At 64.6% G+C, this 15,587-nt stretch carries 18 protein-coding genes; 7 read left to right on the forward strand and 11 right to left on the reverse strand.

Annotated features, from left to right (window positions below; genetic code table 11):
* The first annotated feature begins 96 nt into the window (after positions 1 to 96).
* Entirely contained in the window at positions 97 to 822 is a 726-nt protein-coding gene (locus ACP7B7_RS05350; protein ID WP_308925588.1) for a substrate-binding periplasmic protein, read from the forward strand.
* Positions 823 to 835: 13 nt separating this feature from the next.
* On the opposite strand, the gene ACP7B7_RS05355 is transcribed toward ACP7B7_RS05350, so the two are convergent.
* From ACP7B7_RS05355 to fur, 7 genes are all read right to left on the reverse strand, one after another.
* On the reverse strand, positions 836 to 1,561 hold the full coding sequence (locus tag ACP7B7_RS05355) for a GGDEF domain-containing protein (RefSeq protein WP_308925589.1): 726 nt from the start codon (positions 1,559 to 1,561) through the stop codon (positions 836 to 838).
* Between the two features lie 15 nt (positions 1,562 to 1,576).
* Positions 1,577 to 1,981: a DUF1987 domain-containing protein gene (locus ACP7B7_RS05360; protein WP_374694278.1), complete on the reverse strand. Its 405-nt coding sequence runs from the start codon at positions 1,979 to 1,981 to the stop codon at positions 1,577 to 1,579.
* Between the two features lie 22 nt (positions 1,982 to 2,003).
* Positions 2,004 to 2,561 (reverse strand): SiaB family protein kinase, encoded by a 558-nt coding sequence (locus ACP7B7_RS05365; protein WP_308925590.1) that lies wholly within the window; start codon positions 2,559 to 2,561, stop codon positions 2,004 to 2,006.
* A gap of 55 nt (positions 2,562 to 2,616) precedes the next feature.
* Entirely contained in the window at positions 2,617 to 3,831 is a 1,215-nt protein-coding gene (locus ACP7B7_RS05370; protein ID WP_308925591.1) for a SpoIIE family protein phosphatase, read from the reverse strand.
* 178 nt (positions 3,832 to 4,009) lie between these two features.
* Positions 4,010 to 4,591 (reverse strand): NAD(P)H-dependent oxidoreductase, encoded by a 582-nt coding sequence (locus ACP7B7_RS05375; protein ID WP_308925592.1) that lies wholly within the window; start codon positions 4,589 to 4,591, stop codon positions 4,010 to 4,012.
* A 59-nt stretch (positions 4,592 to 4,650) separates the two neighbouring features.
* Positions 4,651 to 4,998, reverse strand: a complete 348-nt coding sequence (locus tag ACP7B7_RS05380; protein WP_426075972.1) for a MerR family transcriptional regulator — start codon at positions 4,996 to 4,998, stop codon at positions 4,651 to 4,653.
* A 52-nt stretch (positions 4,999 to 5,050) separates the two neighbouring features.
* A complete protein-coding gene (gene fur / locus ACP7B7_RS05385; RefSeq protein WP_308925594.1) occupies positions 5,051 to 5,488 on the reverse strand; it encodes a ferric iron uptake transcriptional regulator in 438 nt (145 codons plus the stop codon).
* A 247-nt stretch (positions 5,489 to 5,735) separates the two neighbouring features.
* Between fur and ACP7B7_RS05390 the strand changes: the two genes are divergently transcribed.
* Both ACP7B7_RS05390 and ACP7B7_RS05395 read left to right on the forward strand, forming a co-directional pair.
* Positions 5,736 to 6,353, forward strand: coding sequence for an OmpW/AlkL family protein (locus tag ACP7B7_RS05390; RefSeq protein ID WP_426075973.1), 618 nt, complete (start codon positions 5,736 to 5,738; stop codon positions 6,351 to 6,353).
* A gap of 104 nt (positions 6,354 to 6,457) precedes the next feature.
* Positions 6,458 to 7,000, forward strand: coding sequence for a gamma carbonic anhydrase family protein (locus ACP7B7_RS05395; RefSeq protein ID WP_308925595.1), 543 nt, complete (start codon positions 6,458 to 6,460; stop codon positions 6,998 to 7,000).
* Positions 7,001 to 7,022: 22 nt separating this feature from the next.
* Here ACP7B7_RS05395 and ACP7B7_RS05400 read toward each other — a convergent pair whose 3' ends face one another.
* The 3 genes from ACP7B7_RS05400 to ACP7B7_RS05410 form a co-directional block, all read right to left on the reverse strand.
* Entirely contained in the window at positions 7,023 to 7,340 is a 318-nt protein-coding gene (locus tag ACP7B7_RS05400) for a DUF3144 domain-containing protein (protein ID WP_308925596.1), read from the reverse strand.
* Between the two features lie 69 nt (positions 7,341 to 7,409).
* Positions 7,410 to 7,937, reverse strand: a complete 528-nt coding sequence (locus tag ACP7B7_RS05405) for a gluconokinase (RefSeq protein ID WP_308925597.1) — start codon at positions 7,935 to 7,937, stop codon at positions 7,410 to 7,412.
* Between the two features lie 2 nt (positions 7,938 to 7,939).
* Positions 7,940 to 9,607: a Na+/H+ antiporter gene (locus tag ACP7B7_RS05410; RefSeq protein WP_308925598.1), complete on the reverse strand. Its 1,668-nt coding sequence runs from the start codon at positions 9,605 to 9,607 to the stop codon at positions 7,940 to 7,942.
* Positions 9,608 to 9,786: 179 nt separating this feature from the next.
* Here ACP7B7_RS05410 and ACP7B7_RS05415 point away from each other — a divergent pair, with 179 nt between their 5' ends.
* From ACP7B7_RS05415 to ACP7B7_RS05430, 4 genes are all read left to right on the forward strand, one after another.
* Complete coding sequence (locus ACP7B7_RS05415; RefSeq protein ID WP_426075974.1) at positions 9,787 to 11,094, forward strand: cytochrome c; 1,308 nt, start codon at positions 9,787 to 9,789, stop codon at positions 11,092 to 11,094.
* Positions 11,095 to 11,114: 20 nt separating this feature from the next.
* Positions 11,115 to 11,582, forward strand: a complete 468-nt coding sequence (locus ACP7B7_RS05420) for a (2Fe-2S)-binding protein (RefSeq protein WP_426075975.1) — start codon at positions 11,115 to 11,117, stop codon at positions 11,580 to 11,582.
* Positions 11,575 to 13,908 carry a molybdopterin cofactor-binding domain-containing protein gene (locus tag ACP7B7_RS05425; protein WP_426075976.1) on the forward strand — a complete coding sequence of 778 codons (2,334 nt, stop codon included), beginning with the start codon at positions 11,575 to 11,577 and terminating at the stop codon, positions 13,906 to 13,908. Before ACP7B7_RS05420 ends, ACP7B7_RS05425 begins: the two co-directional genes overlap by 8 nt.
* Before the next feature lie 92 nt (positions 13,909 to 14,000).
* On the forward strand, positions 14,001 to 14,666 hold the full coding sequence (locus ACP7B7_RS05430) for an alpha/beta hydrolase (protein ID WP_426075977.1): 666 nt from the start codon (positions 14,001 to 14,003) through the stop codon (positions 14,664 to 14,666).
* A gap of 6 nt (positions 14,667 to 14,672) precedes the next feature.
* On the opposite strand, the gene fghA is transcribed toward ACP7B7_RS05430, so the two are convergent.
* Positions 14,673 to 15,536 carry an S-formylglutathione hydrolase gene (gene fghA / locus ACP7B7_RS05435; protein ID WP_426075978.1) on the reverse strand — a complete coding sequence of 288 codons (864 nt, stop codon included), beginning with the start codon at positions 15,534 to 15,536 and terminating at the stop codon, positions 14,673 to 14,675.
* Positions 15,537 to 15,587: the final 51 nt, after the last annotated feature.

Consider the following 15,587-nt stretch of genomic DNA (forward strand, 5'->3'; position numbering starts at 1 on the left):
CTACCATGCAAAAGAGATTCCATTACGTCAAGCTGGCGACAGTGTTACCATCAGGTCGATGGCGGGCATGGCGCCACGCAGCGCAAGAAGGCAAGCATGAAGCAACGATCAATCGCATGGCTGTTCGCCGCCGCATTCGCCGCCGCGCTGGCGCCCGGCATGGCGGCGGCGCAAATGCTGCGCATGGTCAGCGAATTCCTGCCGCCGTCGAGCATGATGGAAAATAATGTCGTCGTCGGCCGCGAAACGGCCAAGGTGCGCGACCTGCTGGCGCGCGCCGGCATCCCCTATACCATCGAATTGCTGCCCTGGAAGCGCGCCTATGCGCAAGCCTTGCGCGAGGCCGACACCTGTGTCTACTCCACCACCCGCACGCCCGAGCGCGAAGCGTTGTTTCGCTGGATCGGCCCGCTGAACGAGGCGGAATGGGTGTTGTACGGGCTGGCCAGCCGCCATTTCAGCTTGCGTAGCCTGGACGATGCGCGCGGCCTCGTGATCGGCACCGTGCTGGGCGATGCGCGCGATGAATATCTGCGTTTGCGCGGGCTGGAAGTGGCGCCCGTCACGCAGGAATGGCTCAATCCGCAAAAGCTGCTGCTGGGCCGCATTGACCTGTGGGCGGTCGGCATGGCGGTCGGCAGCCGGCCATTCGCCGGCAAGGAGTGGGAAGGGATGGTGGTGCCGCTCCTGACTTTCAACCGCGTGCAGACTTACCTTGCCTGCAACAGGCAACTGCCGGAAAGCCAATACGCCGCCATGCAGCGCGCCGTGACGGCCATGCGCCGCGACGGCGCCATGGCGCGCCACGATCTACTCAAGTAAGCCGCTCAATTCATCAATCCTGCCACACGCGCACGCAATTGCGGCCGTCGCGCTTGGCCTGGTACAGCGCCTGGTCGGCATGGCTGTAGGCGTTTTCAAAGGCGGTGCCGGCGCGGTTCCAGCTGACACCGACGCTGACGGTGACCGGGCGCGTGATGGGCGCCGCCTGGCGCCGGGCGGCGATGGCGTCGCAAATGCGCTGCGCCACCTGCTGCGCTTCCTCGCGCGAGGAGGTGGGCCAGACCACCGAAAATTCTTCGCCGCCGACCCTGCCGATCGGCGTGTCCTGTCCCAGCAGGTCCTGCAGGGAGTCGACCACGGCGCGGATCACGCCATCGCCGGCCGGGTGGCCGAAGTCGTCGTTAACTTGCTTGAACAGGTCGATGTCGAGCACGATCAGCGCCATGTCGCCTTGCGCCAGGCAGCTTGACGCCTGTTCGATCACGGCGCCGCGGTTGAGCGCGCCGGTCAGCGGATCGTGGGTGGCGCGGTATTCCAGCTGGCCGGCCAGCGCCTGCAGTTCACGGTTGAGCACATGCATGTCGCGTTCGGCGCGGTCGCTGCGGCGGATCAGGCGCCGCGTCTCGCGCATCAGGCGCTCGTAATGGACGATCAGCTCACCGAGCATGCGGCGCTGCTCGTCGCCGCTGGCGCCATCGTCGGCGTGCAGCTGGCGCGCGGCCGCCAGGGCCGCCGCCTCCTCGGTAAACAGATCGGGTTCCATACCCGAGCCGGACATCTGCGCGCCCATGTGCTAGCCGCCCACGGCGTGGTCGTGGAAGTCCAGCGCCGTGAAGTCCTGCTGCAGTTCCTGGCCGAATTCCAGGATGGTGTCGTCGTCTTCGTCGTGGTACCAGTTCAGGCGCACGCGGTTGCCGTCGATGGCCGCCTGGTTCAGGATGTCGAACAGGGTGAACAGCATCTTGGTGCTGGAGCTGTTGAAGTAGGCCAGCGAGACGTGCACGGTAATCTGCGCGTCGTGGCAGGTCTCGCAGTAGTTGCGCACGGCGGCGTTCAGCGGGCCGTAAAAGGCGGCCGCGTTTTCGGGATACGACTCACCCTTGATCGACAGGGTGTGCTGTTCGAAGCGGAAATCGATTTCGGGCGAACTCGGCGTCGCGGCGAGGAACAACGGTGGCAAAGGGGACGGTGATTGCATATGCTTTCCTGGGTCGGCTCTTTCAGATGATGGCTTTGATGCAGAAGATGGTGCTGCCCGGTTCCTGCGGGTCCTGGGCGAATTCGAATTCCAGCGGTTCGCTGGCGTCGCGCGCCAGGGTCAGGAAACCCAGGCCGGCACCCTTGCTGTCGGCCGGCGCTTCCTCGCGCAGGGCCTTCTTGTAGGCCAGGCGGATTTCTTCCATCGTCATCGTGTGCAGCGGTTCGAGCCGGCTGCGGATCTGCGCCACGTTTTCGGTCGAGACGGGATTGGCGCACAACAGGAAAAAGCTGTCGCCGCGGGTGCCGATGCAGAACGAGCCGCGCCGCATCTGCTGGTCCAGCTGGGCGTTCGGCGTCAGGCTGTCGGACGAATAATGCATGACGTTCTGCGACATTTCGATAAACGAGGAAAAGATGCGCCGGCGCGTCGGGCCGGCCGCGCCGGCCGTGTCCAGGCGCGCCTTGATGGTCTCGGAAATGGCGCTGACCACGTGCTGTGAAAAGTAGCCAGTGTAGAAAAAGATGATATTGCGCTTGCGCGCCACATCCCAAAACTCGTTGAATTCTTGATACAGCACGTCAGTGCTCCTGGAGGGTGATCGCTGCGTTGAGTGAAAGTGAAAGCGCCGCCGGCTACAGGCGGAAACAGAAAAAGGTCAGGTCGTCGCGCCGCGGCTGCGCGCCTTGCCACGCGCCGAAGTCGTGCAGCAGCGCCGCCGCCACCTCGCCGGCCGGCGCGGCGCGGCGCGCCAGCAGCTGCTCGCGCATGCGCCGCTTGCCGTAGGCGATGTCGCGCGCGCCGCCGATCTGGTCGAGCAGGCCGTCGGTGGTGAGGAACAGCAGGCTGCCCGGTGCCACCGCGAGCACGTGGTTTTGCCAGGCGTGGCCCACCGGCGTATCGACATAGCCGACGCCCATGCGCGCGCCGTCCAGGCATTGCACCTCGTCCTGGCCCGGCGCCACCAGGTATAGCGACTGTTTCGCGCCGGCGAAATGCAGTTCGCCGCTGGCCGCGTCGTAGCACAGGAACGCGCAATCCATGCCGTCGTTCGAACCGGCGCCATGGCTGCCATCCGGCGTGGCGTCGTCCTGGCCCAGCAAGGTCTTGATGGCGCGGCTGACGGCGCCGATCAGGGCGGCCGGATCATGCGGACCCAGGTCGCGCAGCGCCTGGCTCAGGGCCGAGGAAGCGATCAGGGTCATGAAGGCGCCCGGCACGCCGTGGCCGGTGCAGTCGGCCAGCGCCGCGAACCAGCCGCCCGCATGGCGTTCGAACAGGTAGAAGTCGCCACCGACGACGTCGCGCGGCTGCCATTCCAGGTGGGCGTCCGGCAGCGCCGCGCGCAGCTCGGCCGAGGACGAGCGCAGCAGGGCGCGCTGGATCACGCTGGCGTAATCGATGCTGTGCATGATCTGGCGGTTTTTTTCGGCCTGCAGGGTGGCCACCACGTTCATCAGTTGCAGGCCAAAGCCGACTCCGGCCAGCACGCCGTCTTCGGTGATGATGAAGCCGTCGGCCAGCGCCTTTTCGCCCGCCTCGACGGCGCGGAAGGTCAGGTCTTCGATGCTCATGGCGGCATCGACGATCAGCGGTTCCTTGTCCATGAAGGCGATGCAGCTCTTCTTGCCATACACCTCATGATAGAAGGGCTTGGACATCTGCGACATGAAGATATTGCGGCTGATCAGGCCGATCGGGCGGTCCTGTTCGGTCACGGGCAGGCTCATCATGTCGCGCCGTTCGGTGAACAGTTCGAGCACGGCGAAGTTGTTGGCGTCGGCCTGCACCGACTCGGTGGCGATGCACAGGTCGGCCGCAACGGAAGAGCGATAACGGGGAAGATGCAATCGAGAGGCGTTGAACTCCACGGGCGGCTACCTTTACATGACGATCGGCACCTGCTTGCCACGGCGGCAAGGCGGCTGGCAAAAAGGCAATGTCGACATGATAGCCGTCGAATATGACAAGATGATTACCAGCTTGCCAAACGCGTATGAAATATAGCTATATGGCAAGCCTTGTGGTTCAGGCCAGCCTGGCGGCCAGCGCGCTTGCCTGTGCCCGCCAGCGTGCGCGCTGCTGTTCTGTCGAGTTCAGGATGGGGCCGAAACTGGCCACTTTCACCGGCTTGATGCCGCAAAATTCCAGGGTCGTCTTGCGCAGTTGATGGATGCCCGGCATGCGGTACACCCAGCGGAAGTACCACGGCGGCGTATCCATCGTCACCAGCAGCTGGGCCGTGCGTCCCGTCAGCAGCTGCGCCGGGAAGGCCTTGCCGGGACGGTATTGGAAGGCATAGCCGGGCAGGAACACGCGGTCGACAAAGCCCTTCAGCAGGGCCGGCGCGCCGCCCCACCAGATCGGATAAACGAAGACCAGGTGCCCGGCCCAGCTGATTGCTTCCTGCGCGGCCAGCAGGTCCGCTTCCAGCGGCTGCACCTGGCGGTAGCCCTGGTGCAGGATGGGGTCAAAATCCAGCTGGCCCAGGCGCAGTTCGCGCACCTCGTGGCCGGCCGCCCGCGCGGTGTCGAGATAGGCGTCGGCCAGGGCGGCGCAGAAACTGTCGTTCGATGGGTGGCCGAGGATGACCAGGATACGTGTGCGCATGAGGGCGGCTTTCATGAAATGAGCAGTGCCCATCATGAGGCCTGCCCCTGGGGGCAGAGTCAAGCGCGTTGCAGGCAATCCTTGATTTCCCCATCGATGGCCAGCAAGCGCGCATCGAGTGCTTGCAGCCGGGCGATCTCTTCCTGCAGCTGCGAGCGCTTGGCGGCGATATGCCGGCCCAGCGCGGCCCAGTCGGTGTCAATGCCGGCCAGGATGGGCAGCAGTTCGGCCAGCCGGAAGCCCAGCGCCTGCGCCTGGCGGATCAGGGTCACCTGCGCCAGGTCCTGCTGCGAGTAGCGGCGGTAGGCGCCGGCCCGCCGCACTTCACCCAGCAGGCCCAGCGCTTCGTAGTGGCGCAGGGCCTTGGGGGTGGCGCCCGTCAGGCGCGCCAGTTCTCCGATATACATGCGGCATCCTTTCAACGTTGCCGCATTGTATAGCCTGGCCGCGAGGCCGCCTTCAGGGCTTGCGTGGAGGAACTTTTTTTGCCGTGCAGTCGGCGCAGGTGCCGTACAGCGACAAGGCGTGCTCATGCAGCACGAAGCCGCGCTCGGTGGCAATTTCGTGCTGGCGCAATTCGATGCCCTCGTCGACGAATTCATCGACCTTGCCGCAGCCGGTGCAGACCAGGTGGTCATGGTGCTGGCCTTGGTTCAGTTCGAATACGGCATGGCCCGATTCGAAATGGCGGCGAAACAGAATGCCCGCTTCGGCAAATTGCATCAGCACCCGGTAGATGGTGGCCAGGCCCACATCGATCTTTTCAGCCAGCAAGAGTTTATAGACATCGTCCGCACTCAGGTGCTTGATTGTTCCTTCTTGAAACAGCTGCAGAATCCGCAGGCGCGGTATCGTTACTTTCAGCCCCGATTCACGCAGTTCCCTCAATATATCCATGTCTCCCATCCCTTATATGAACGCCAGGTAAGGGCATATTATATCGCAAATGATAATCATTACTATTCTCATTTGTTGAGTGCGCCGGCTTGACCTTACCTTGCGACGCATCATTTTTTTGACCTGTGCAAGGAAAACTGGGGCCATTTTCTGCCTTCCGGCACTATTTGATGTGGATCAAAGTTTTTGCTGCACCGCACTCTTAGACTTCGCTGCGTTACTTAACGACAAAAAAGAGGGAAACAGAATGAAAAAGTCCGCAACTAAAGCAGCAATCGTTTTGGCCGCCATCGGCGCATTCGCCGGCAACGCAATGGCACAGGAAAGCCCATGGCTGGTCCGCGCCCGTGTGGTGCAAATCGATACGGCCAACAAATCTGCTCCTGTTGGTGGCGTCGGTGCATCCGACCGTATTCACGTCAGCGACAAAACGATCCCTGAAATCGATATCTCGTATTTCTTTACCCCCAATATCGCTGCTGAACTGATCCTGACCTACCCGCAAAAACACGACGTCAAACTTGACGGCGCCAAGATCGGCACCTTCAAGCACTTGCCGCCGACCCTGTCGCTGCAATACCACTTCATGCCCGAGAAACAATTCAGCCCGTATGTGGGCGCCGGCGTGAACTACACCAATATCTCCGACGTGAAACTGCTGGGTGGCGCCGGCCGCCTGGAACACGACAGCTGGGGTTACTCGCTGCAAGCCGGTGTCGACTACAAACTCGACAAAAACTGGTCGCTGAACTTCGACGTCAAGAAAGTGCAGATCCAGAGCGACGTGTTCATCAGCGGCGCGAAAGTCAGCAAAGTCAAGGTTGATCCATATCTGTTCGGCGTTGGCGTGGGGTATCGTTTCTAAGCTTTACCGTCTCGTCACAATCCGGCTGCTATCAGCCGGATTTTTTTTGCCCGTTTTTTCTTGCCGCCGCATACAATTTACATTTGTGATCAAACGAGACCACCATGCCTTTGAGTTCCTACCTGAATACCCGCCCAGTTCTCGGTGAGCGCGTCTACCTGCACGACACGGCCCAGGTGATCGGCGATGTACGGATCGGCGACGACTGTTCGATCTGGTGCAATAGCGTGCTGCGCGGCGACGTCAACCGCATCGTGATCGGCGAGGGCAGCAATATCCAGGATTTTTCCATGGGCCATGTGTCGCATAAAAATGCCGCCAAGCCCGACGGCTCGCCCTTGACCATCGGCAAATACGTGACCATCGGCCACTCGGTGATCCTGCACGGCTGCACCATCGGCGACGAATGCCTGATCGGCATGGGCAGCATCGTGATGGATGACGTGGTGGTGGAGAAAAACGTGATGCTGGGCGCCGGCAGCCTGGTGTCGCCGGGCAAGGTGCTGGAAAGCGGCCACCTGTACGTGGGCCGGCCGGCCGTCAAGGTGCGCGCGTTGACCGAGGCCGAGATCGCCTACCTGGGCTACTCGGCCGAGCACTATGTGCGCGTGAAGAACAATTACCTGGCGGGCAGGGACGACGCCTGACGGCCGCCGTCCGCTGCCATCATCAAGCCTGCGGTGCTGCCGCAGGCTGCGTGTACTTGTCGAAGTTGGCGATATAGTCGTTGAAGTTATCGGTCAGCATGCGTTTATATTGTTCCGTGAAAAAGGCGACGGCGTCGTCTTTTTCCAGCTGCATCTTGCTGACATCGTTGGTCTTGCTGGCCACCAGGAAGGCGTTGAAGCGGGCTGCCGCGTACAGCAGCGAGGTCGCCACTTCGTTGGCCGGGCTGTGCATGCATTGCTCGTTGGCCAGGGCGATGGCCTGGTCGGCGCGTTCCCAGAACTCGGGGCCTGGCGTGGGTTTGGTGGTCGGTGCGTTCATGGAATTCCTTATCAAAGTGCGCGCCAGTCTACACAGGGCACCGGCCACTGTCCAGCCAGTTGCGCGGCCTCAGGCGGCCTGCGCGATCTGCTGCACCAGCGTGGCGAGCGGCTGGCGGATATCGAGCACCATGCCGGCCTCGTCTGCCTGCAGCGGCTGCAGCGTGGCCAGCTGGCTGTCGAGCAGGCTGGCCGGCATAAAGTGGCCGGGCCGGTCCCGCACGCGGCTTTCCAGCACCGTGCGCGGGCCGTGCAGATGGGCAAAGCGCAGGGTTGGATCGCCTTCGCGCAACAGGTCGCGATAGCGGCGCTTCAGCGCCGAACACGACACCACCAGGCCCAGGCCATTCTGGCGCGCCACGGCGATACGCTCGCGCAGGGCGGCCAGCCAGCCGGCGCGGTCTTCATCGCCGAGCGGCTGGCCGGCGGCCATTTTGGCCACATTGTCAGGCGGGTGCAGCGCGTCGCCCTCGATATATTCGATGTGCAGCTGGGCGGCCAGGCGGCTGCCGACGGCGCTCTTGCCGCAGCCCGAGACGCCCATCACGACCCAGCGCACGGCGGCGCCAGGGTGGCTGATTGCGGCAGAGACGGCCATCGCTATTCCTCCAGCGTCGCTTCCAGCAGATCGATCTCGCGCAGCAGGCGCAGGTGGATGGCGTCGTCCAGCTCGCCCGAGATGCGGCGGCGGAACAGTTCGTCGCGCTCGGCATTGAGCGCTTCCAGGCGCAGCGAGCGCTCGGCCCTGGCCAGTTCCTGCATGCGGGCCGCTTCGTCGTTGCTGCTTTCGCCATACGCCATGCGGCGCCGGTAGGCTTCGATCAGGCGGTTGGCGGCCTCGGTGACGACTTGCTCCTTGCCATCGGTACCGATGCCGGCGCAGACTTTTTCCAGCCGCGCCACGGCCGCTTCGGCGGCGGCCGAACGGGCGTTGCGCTCTTCGCTCGAGCGGCGCGCGGGCGGCGCGAACACCAGGCCTTTCGTCAAGAGCGGCAGGGTGACGCTGGCCAGTATCAGGGACAGCAAAATCACGCCCATGGCCAGGAAAATCACCAGGTCGCGCGCGGGAAAGCGCGTGCCGTCCGGCAGGAACAAGGGTAGTGTCAGGATGCCGGCCAGGGTCAGGGCGCCGCGCACGCCGGCAAACGAAGCCACCAGCAGCAGGCGCAGGCTGGGGCGTGCCAGCGAGCCGCCGTCCTTGCCTTCCAGCGAGGTGCCATTCCTGGCGGCTTTCTTCTGGCGCTTGAACAGGGTCAGCTTCATCGAGATGGCGACCCAGATAAAGCGCATGAAGGTCAGGCCCACCGTGATGGCCACCACGTACAGCGGCAGCTTCCAGGCGCTGCCGGCGCCTACTTCGGCCGAGGCCGCCTGCAGGCTGGCGATGGTGGTGGGGAGCTGCGCGCCCAGCATGACGAAGATCACGCCGTTCAGCACCAGTTGCACGGTGTCCCAGACGGCCTTGCGCTGGGTGCGCGTGGCGGCCAGCGGACGGCCGATCAGGTCGGCGTAATGCATGGACACGCCGGCCGTGGCGGCGGCCAGGATGCCCGAGCCGTGGATCTGCTCGGCGCCCAGATAGGCCGCAAACGGAATCAATATGCTGATCAGGATTTGCAGGCCCGGCTCTTCGCCGACCTTGCTGACCAGCCATTTGTTGGCCAGGCCCACGCCCCAGGAAATCGCCAGGCCGATCAGGATGCCGCCGCCCGCTTCCTGCAGGAAGCTCAAGGACGCCGCGCCGATGGAAAAGCCGCCCGTCATCATGGCGCCCACGGCAAACGTGAAGCACACCAGGCCGGAGGCGTCATTCAACAGCGACTCGCCTTCGAGTATGTGCATCAGGCGCGGCGGAATCGGATTGCCGGCCGCAATCGCCGACACGGCCACCGGATCGGTCGGCGACAGGATGGCGCCCAGCGCAAAGGCGACCGCCAGCGGCACGGTGGGGATCAGCCAGTCGATAAAGAAGCCCATGCCCAGCACGGTAAACAGCACCAGGCCGATGGCCAGCATCAGGATCGAGCGCGCATCGGAAAAAAAAGCGCCCTTGGGGATGCGCCAGCCATCGAGGAACAGCAGCGGCGGAATGAACAGCAAAAAGAAAATATCGGGATCGAGCGGCAACTGCAGGCCGAACAGGGCCAGGCCCGTGCCGCCGGCGATCTGGATCAGGGGCAGCGGCAGCTTGACCCAGCGCGAGCGGGCGATAAAGCCGCACAGGACGACGGTCAGGACCAGGACGAGGATGATGGTAACGGTATGCATGAAGGGAAGATGGCCGTGCTGAAACGACGATTATAAGTCGCCGCGCCCGCTTGCCGCTGTGCGCTTGCTGACACAGGGCGGCGCTAGGTAACTTTGCTTACATACAACAAGTCGCAATCCGCGTAAAATTCTGCCATGAAGCGCACGGCCTGTGCGCTAGTTTTTATTATCGGAAAGTCTTGTTCAAGAAAATCTGTACCGGCCTGCTTATATTGCTGGGCCTGCTTGTGGTCGCCGCCGGCGCCATCTACGCCGCTTACTGGCGTCCCGCGCTGGCACCCATCGCCACGCCACCATCCACCGCGTTTTCCGCCCAGGCGATCGAACAGGGCCGCATCCTGGCCGGCATGGGCAATTGCGCCGCCTGCCATACGGTCAAGGGCGGCGCCGACTATGCGGGCGGGCGCGGCATGGCCACGCCGTTCGGCACCATCCACGCCACCAATATCACGCCCGACCCGCAGACGGGTATCGGCCGCTGGTCGCTGGCGGCGTTCCAGCGCGCCATGCGCGAAGGCATGGGGCGCGACGGCGAACACCTGTTTCCCGTGTTTCCCTACACGCACTTCGCACTGGCCAGCGATGCCGATATTGCCGCCCTGTACGCTTATTTCATGACGCGCCCGCCCGTGTATGCGGTCACTCCCGCCAATACCGTGCCGTTTCCCTTGAACCAGCGCGCCCTGCAGGCCGGCTGGAAATTGCTGTTTTTTAAACCCGGCAGCTTGCCGCGCAATGCCGCGCAAGGCGCGGACTGGAACCGGGGCCGCTACCTGGCCGAAGGCCTGGCCCATTGCGCCGCCTGCCATACGCCGCGCAATGCGCTCGGTGCGGAGGTGGCCGGCTCGGCCTACCAGGGCGCGGCCATCGACCACTGGTATGCGCCGCCATTGACAGCCGCCAACACGGCGCCGCTGCCGTGGACGAAGGACGAGCTGTACGCCTTCCTGCGTACCGGCGCCACCGCCCTGCACGGGGTGGCGGCCGGGCCCATGTCGGAAGTGGTGCACGAGGGCATGGATGCTTCGCCCGACGCCGATATCCGCGCGCTGGCCGCCTATTTTGCCGACCTGGCCAAGCCGCAGGACAAGGTCGCGCCGCCGGTCGATGCGGCCTCGGTGATCGCGGCCGGCATCAAGCGCTCGCAGAAGGTCGGCATGATCGATAACGACCGTGGCGCCAGCCTGTACGTGGCCGCCTGCGCATCGTGCCACTCGAACAGCGACGGCCAGCCCTCGCTGCTGCGGCCGGAACTGAGCCTGAACAGCGCCGTCAGCGCGCCCGACCCGTCCAACCTGATCCAGGTGATCCTGCACGGCGTGGGCAAGGACGAGGGCCTGCGCGGCGTGCTGATGCCGGCCTTTGCCCAGTCGCTGACGGATGCCGACATTGCCCAGCTGGCGGCGTATTTGCGCCGCAGCCGCAGCCACCAGCCGGCCTGGAGCAACCTGGAAGCGACGGTGGCGCGCGTGCGTGCCGGCAAGTAAATCCCCAAGAAAGCAAGCTCATGCATCATTTGACCATTAATGGAAAACCGTTTTCCGCCGATGTGGACGCCGAGACACCCCTGCTGTGGGTGCTGCGCGACGACGCCAGATTAAAAGGTACCAAGTTTGGCTGCGGCATCGGCCTGTGCGGCGCCTGCACCGTGCATGTCGACGGCCGCGCCGTGCGCTCCTGCATCATGCCCGTGTCCGCCGTGTCCGGCTCTGCCGTCACCACCATCGAAGGGCTGTCGCCGGACGGCAAGCATCCCTTGCAGCGAGCCTGGATCGCCACCCAGGCGCCCCAGTGCGGCTATTGCCAGTCTGGCCAGATCATGCAGGCGGCCACCTTGCTGCGCGACTACCCGCAGCCGACCGACGCCAATATCGACGCCGTAATGAGCGGCAACCTGTGCCGCTGCATGGCCTATGTGCGCATCCGCAAGGCGATCAAGCTGGCGGCCGGCATGCAGGAGAAGGCCGATGCTTAAGCTGCCGAAAGAACATGCCTCGTCACGGCCCAGCTCGCTGGGTCGGCGCGGCTTCCTGATCGCCGCCGCCGGCACCGGTTTTACCCTGGCCTTCCTGCGCGCCGACAGTTCCATGGCGGCCGGCGGCAAGGCGGCCTCTAAGCCCGCTGTGGCGCCCGCCGCACCCGTGTTCGATCCCACCATCTGGTTCGGGATCGACCGCGACGGCATCGTGACCGTGAATATCGCCAAGGCGGAAATGGGCCAGCATATCGGCACGGCGCTGGCGCGCATCGTGGCCGACGAGCTGGAGGCGGACTGGAGCAAGGTCAAGCTGCGCTACGTGGACAGCGACCCGAAATGGGGGCTGATGGTGACGGGCGGCAGCTGGTCGGTGTGGCAGAATTTCGAGCCGCTGAGCCGCGCCGGCGCGGCCGGGCGCTTGGCCCTGCTCGAAGAAGGCGCGCGGCTGCTGCGCGTGCCGGTCTCGGCCTGTACGGCCAGGCTGGGCGTGGTGCACGGACGTGGCCGCTCGATCAGCTATGGCGAGATCGTGCGGCGCGGCAAGCTGGGGCGGCACTATACGCCGGAGCAGTTGAAAGCCATCGTGCTGAAGACGCCGCAGCAGCGCCGTCTGGTGGGGCAGGCGGTGCAGGCGCTGGACGTGCCGTCGAAAACCGATGGCACGGCCATGTACGGTATCGATGCGGGTATCGATGTGGAAATCGACGGCATGGTATATGCGAGGCCGAAGATCCCGCCCACACGCTACGGTTGCAAAGTGCTGTCGATCGACGACACGGCGGCGAAGAAGATCAAGGGCTACCTGAAATCGGAAGCTCTGAATGACCCCAGCGGCACGGTGCCGGGCTGGGTCATGGTGTATGCGGAAAGCTATGCGGCGGCCAGCCGCGCGGCCGACCTGGTGCAGGTCAAATGGCGGGCCGGCGCGGCAGCCCATGTGTCCGAGCAGGACATCCTGCATTACGGCAGCAAGCAGATCGCCGACCCCACCCTGGGCGCGCGCGTGGTCGATGACGAGGGCGTGGAGCAGGCGTTCGCCGACGCCGGCCTGACGTTGGCGCGCCAGTACACGACGGCCACGGTGCTGCATTTCCAGCTCGAACCGGTGAACGCCACGGCGCAGGAAATCGATGGCGTCTGGCATATCCATGCCGGCACGCAATGGCAATCGCTGACCTTGCCGGTGCTGGCCAAGGCGCTGCAGGTGCCCGAAAGCCAGGTGGTGCTGCATACCTATCTGCTGGGCGGCGGCTTTGGCCGGCGCCTCAACGGCGACTATTGCATCCCGGCCGCGCTGGGCGCGAAAGCCTTGGGGCGGCCCGTGAAAATGATCTGTTCGCGGGCCGACGATGCGCGCTTCGATTCGCCCCGTTCACCTTCGATGCAGCATCTGCGCATGGCCTTCGATGCCAATGGCAAGGTCACCGCCATGCAGCATGAGGCCAGTGCCGGCTGGCCGACCCAGGCCCTGGCGCCGGCCTTTTTGTCCAAGGACAAGCAAGGCCATCCTTACGATCCGTTCGCGATCGCCGGCGCCGATCACTGGTACACGGTGGGCGCGCAGCGCGTGCGCGCGATTTCCAACGACCTGGCCAACAGCACCTTCCGGCCGGGCTGGCTGCGTTCGGTGGGGCCGGGCTGGACCAACTGGGCGGTGGAAAGTTTTATCGATGAAGCGGCGCAGGCGGCCAAGGTCAATCCCCTGGACTTCCGCCTGTCGCTGCTGCAGGCCACGGGCCGTAACGCGGGCAGCGCGCCGAACGCCGTCGGCGGCGCGCAGCGCCTGGTGCAGGTGTTGCTGCGCGCGGCGGAAAAAGCCGGCTGGGGCAAGGCCATGCCGAAAGACACGGGCCTGGGCATCGCCGCCACCTTCGGCCAGGAGCGCGATATGCCGACCTGGACCGCCTGCGTGGCGCGGGTGCGGGTCGACCGCAATACTTGCATGGTGCAAGTCGAAAAACTGACCATGGTGATCGACGCCGGCACCATCGTCGACCCCGACGGCGCGCTGGCGCAGGCCGAAGGCGGCGCGCTGTGGGGCGTGAGCATGGCGATCCACGAAGGCACGGCGTTTTTGAACGGCCAGGTGCGCGACACCAACCTCACCAGCTATACGCCGCTGCGGATTGCCGACGTGCCCGAGCTCGATATCGAGTTTGTCCAGAGTAAGGAAGCCGCGACCGGCATGGGCGAGCCGCCGACCACGGTGGTGGCGCCGGCGATCGCCAACGCCATCTTTGCCGCCGTCGGCGCGCGCGTGCGCCACTTGCCGATACGCCCGGAAGCCGTGCTGAAGGGACTGGACCGCTACGGCGCGGTTTGAACATGGTGGCAAGTTTGCTACACTGAGCATGCGGCCAGGCTCCCGCCTTGGTGCCGCCCGGGAAGTCCAAACCGTACCTCAGGGAGGCAAGCATGCAAGAACAATTTGTCAGCATTACGGCCGATGAACTGCAGCTCGACGGGGTATTGATGCTGCCGGAACGACCGGTGGGCGTGGTGCTGTTTGCGCATGGGGCCAGCGCCGATGGCGGCTACCGCAATGCCGCCACGCAGGCGACCGCCAGCGACTTCGTGCGCGCCGGCCTGGCCACCCTGTGCTTCGACCAGGCCGGCATCGCTCCCGGCGGCGGCGATGGCGGCCACCGCTATTTCGTGCACGCCGATATCGTCTTGCTGGCGCGCCAGCTGGAAAAGGCGCTGGGCTGGCTGCGCATCGATGCCACCACGCGCAAGCTGCCTTGCGGCCTGTATGGCCAGGGCGCCAGCGCGGCGGCGGTGATGCAAGTGGCGGCCTGGCGCGGCAGCGAACTGGCCGCCCTGGCCGTCTGCGATGCACAAGTGGAACTGGCCGGCAAGGCCGCGCTGGACAATGTGCGCGTGCCCTCGCTGTTGATCGTGGCCGGGCGCGATCCCGATGTCGCCGGCCTGAACCGCATGGCGTTTGCCGCGCTGCGCTGCGACAAGCAACTGGAACAGATCGCCGCACCGGGCAGCGCGGAGGCGCGCCACCAGGCGGCCTTGCTGGCCTGCGACTGGTACACCCGCCATTTCAACGGGCATGCCAGTGGCGATTTCTAAAACTGCTTAGCCTTTGCTGCCCAGATTGCGCGCATGGAAGCGCAGATGGTCTTCCACGAAGGTGGAAATGAAGTAATAGCCATGGTCGTAGCCTGCGTGGCGGCGCAGTGTCAGGGGCTGGCCGGCATTGCGGCAGGCCGCTTCGAATACTTCCGGGAACAGCTGGTCCGGCAGGAATTTGTCGGCCAGGCCCTGGTCGATCAATATGCCATCAGGAAACGGTACGGCTTGTCCTTGCAACGCGGTCATCAGCGCGCTGGCGTCGTACTGTTGCCAGCCGCTCTCGTCGCTGCCGAGGTAGCCCGTGAAGGCCTTTTTGCCCCATGGACATTGCGAGGGCGCGGCGATGGGGGCAAAGGCCGACACCGAGTGGAACAGCCCGGGATTGCGCAGGGCCAATACCAGCGCGCCATGGCCGCCCATCGAGTGGCCGAAGATGCCGGTACGCTGCGGGTCGATGTGCAATGCCTGCTCCAGCAGCGCCCGCAGTTCCAGGATATAGCTGTACATGCGGTAATGCGTGCTCCATGGCGCTTCGGTGGCGTCGACATAGAAGCCGGCGCCGGCACCGAAGTCCCAGGCGTCGGTCTCGCCGGCGATATTGGCGCCGCGCGGGCTGGTATCGGGGGTGATCAGGATCAGGCCTTCCTCGGCCGCCACGCGCTGGGCGCCGCCCTTGATCATGAAGGTTTCTTCGGTGCAGGTCAGCCCGGCCAGGTAAAACAGGGCAGGGTGTTTGCCTGCCTTGTCCGCCGCGCTGGCCGGGATAAACACCGAGAAACGCATCGGCAAGCCGGTCGCTTGCGCATCGTGGCGATAAAAGCGTTGTACGCCGCCAAAGCAGGCATGTTCACTCAACAGTTCCAGCATGAATTCTCCTTGTGAATTGCATAGTATAGCCAGAGTGGCGGCAGCTCGTAA

It is taken from the genome of Janthinobacterium sp. PSPC3-1, assembly GCF_049896105.1.
Lineage (GTDB): Bacteria > Pseudomonadota > Gammaproteobacteria > Burkholderiales > Burkholderiaceae_D > Janthinobacterium.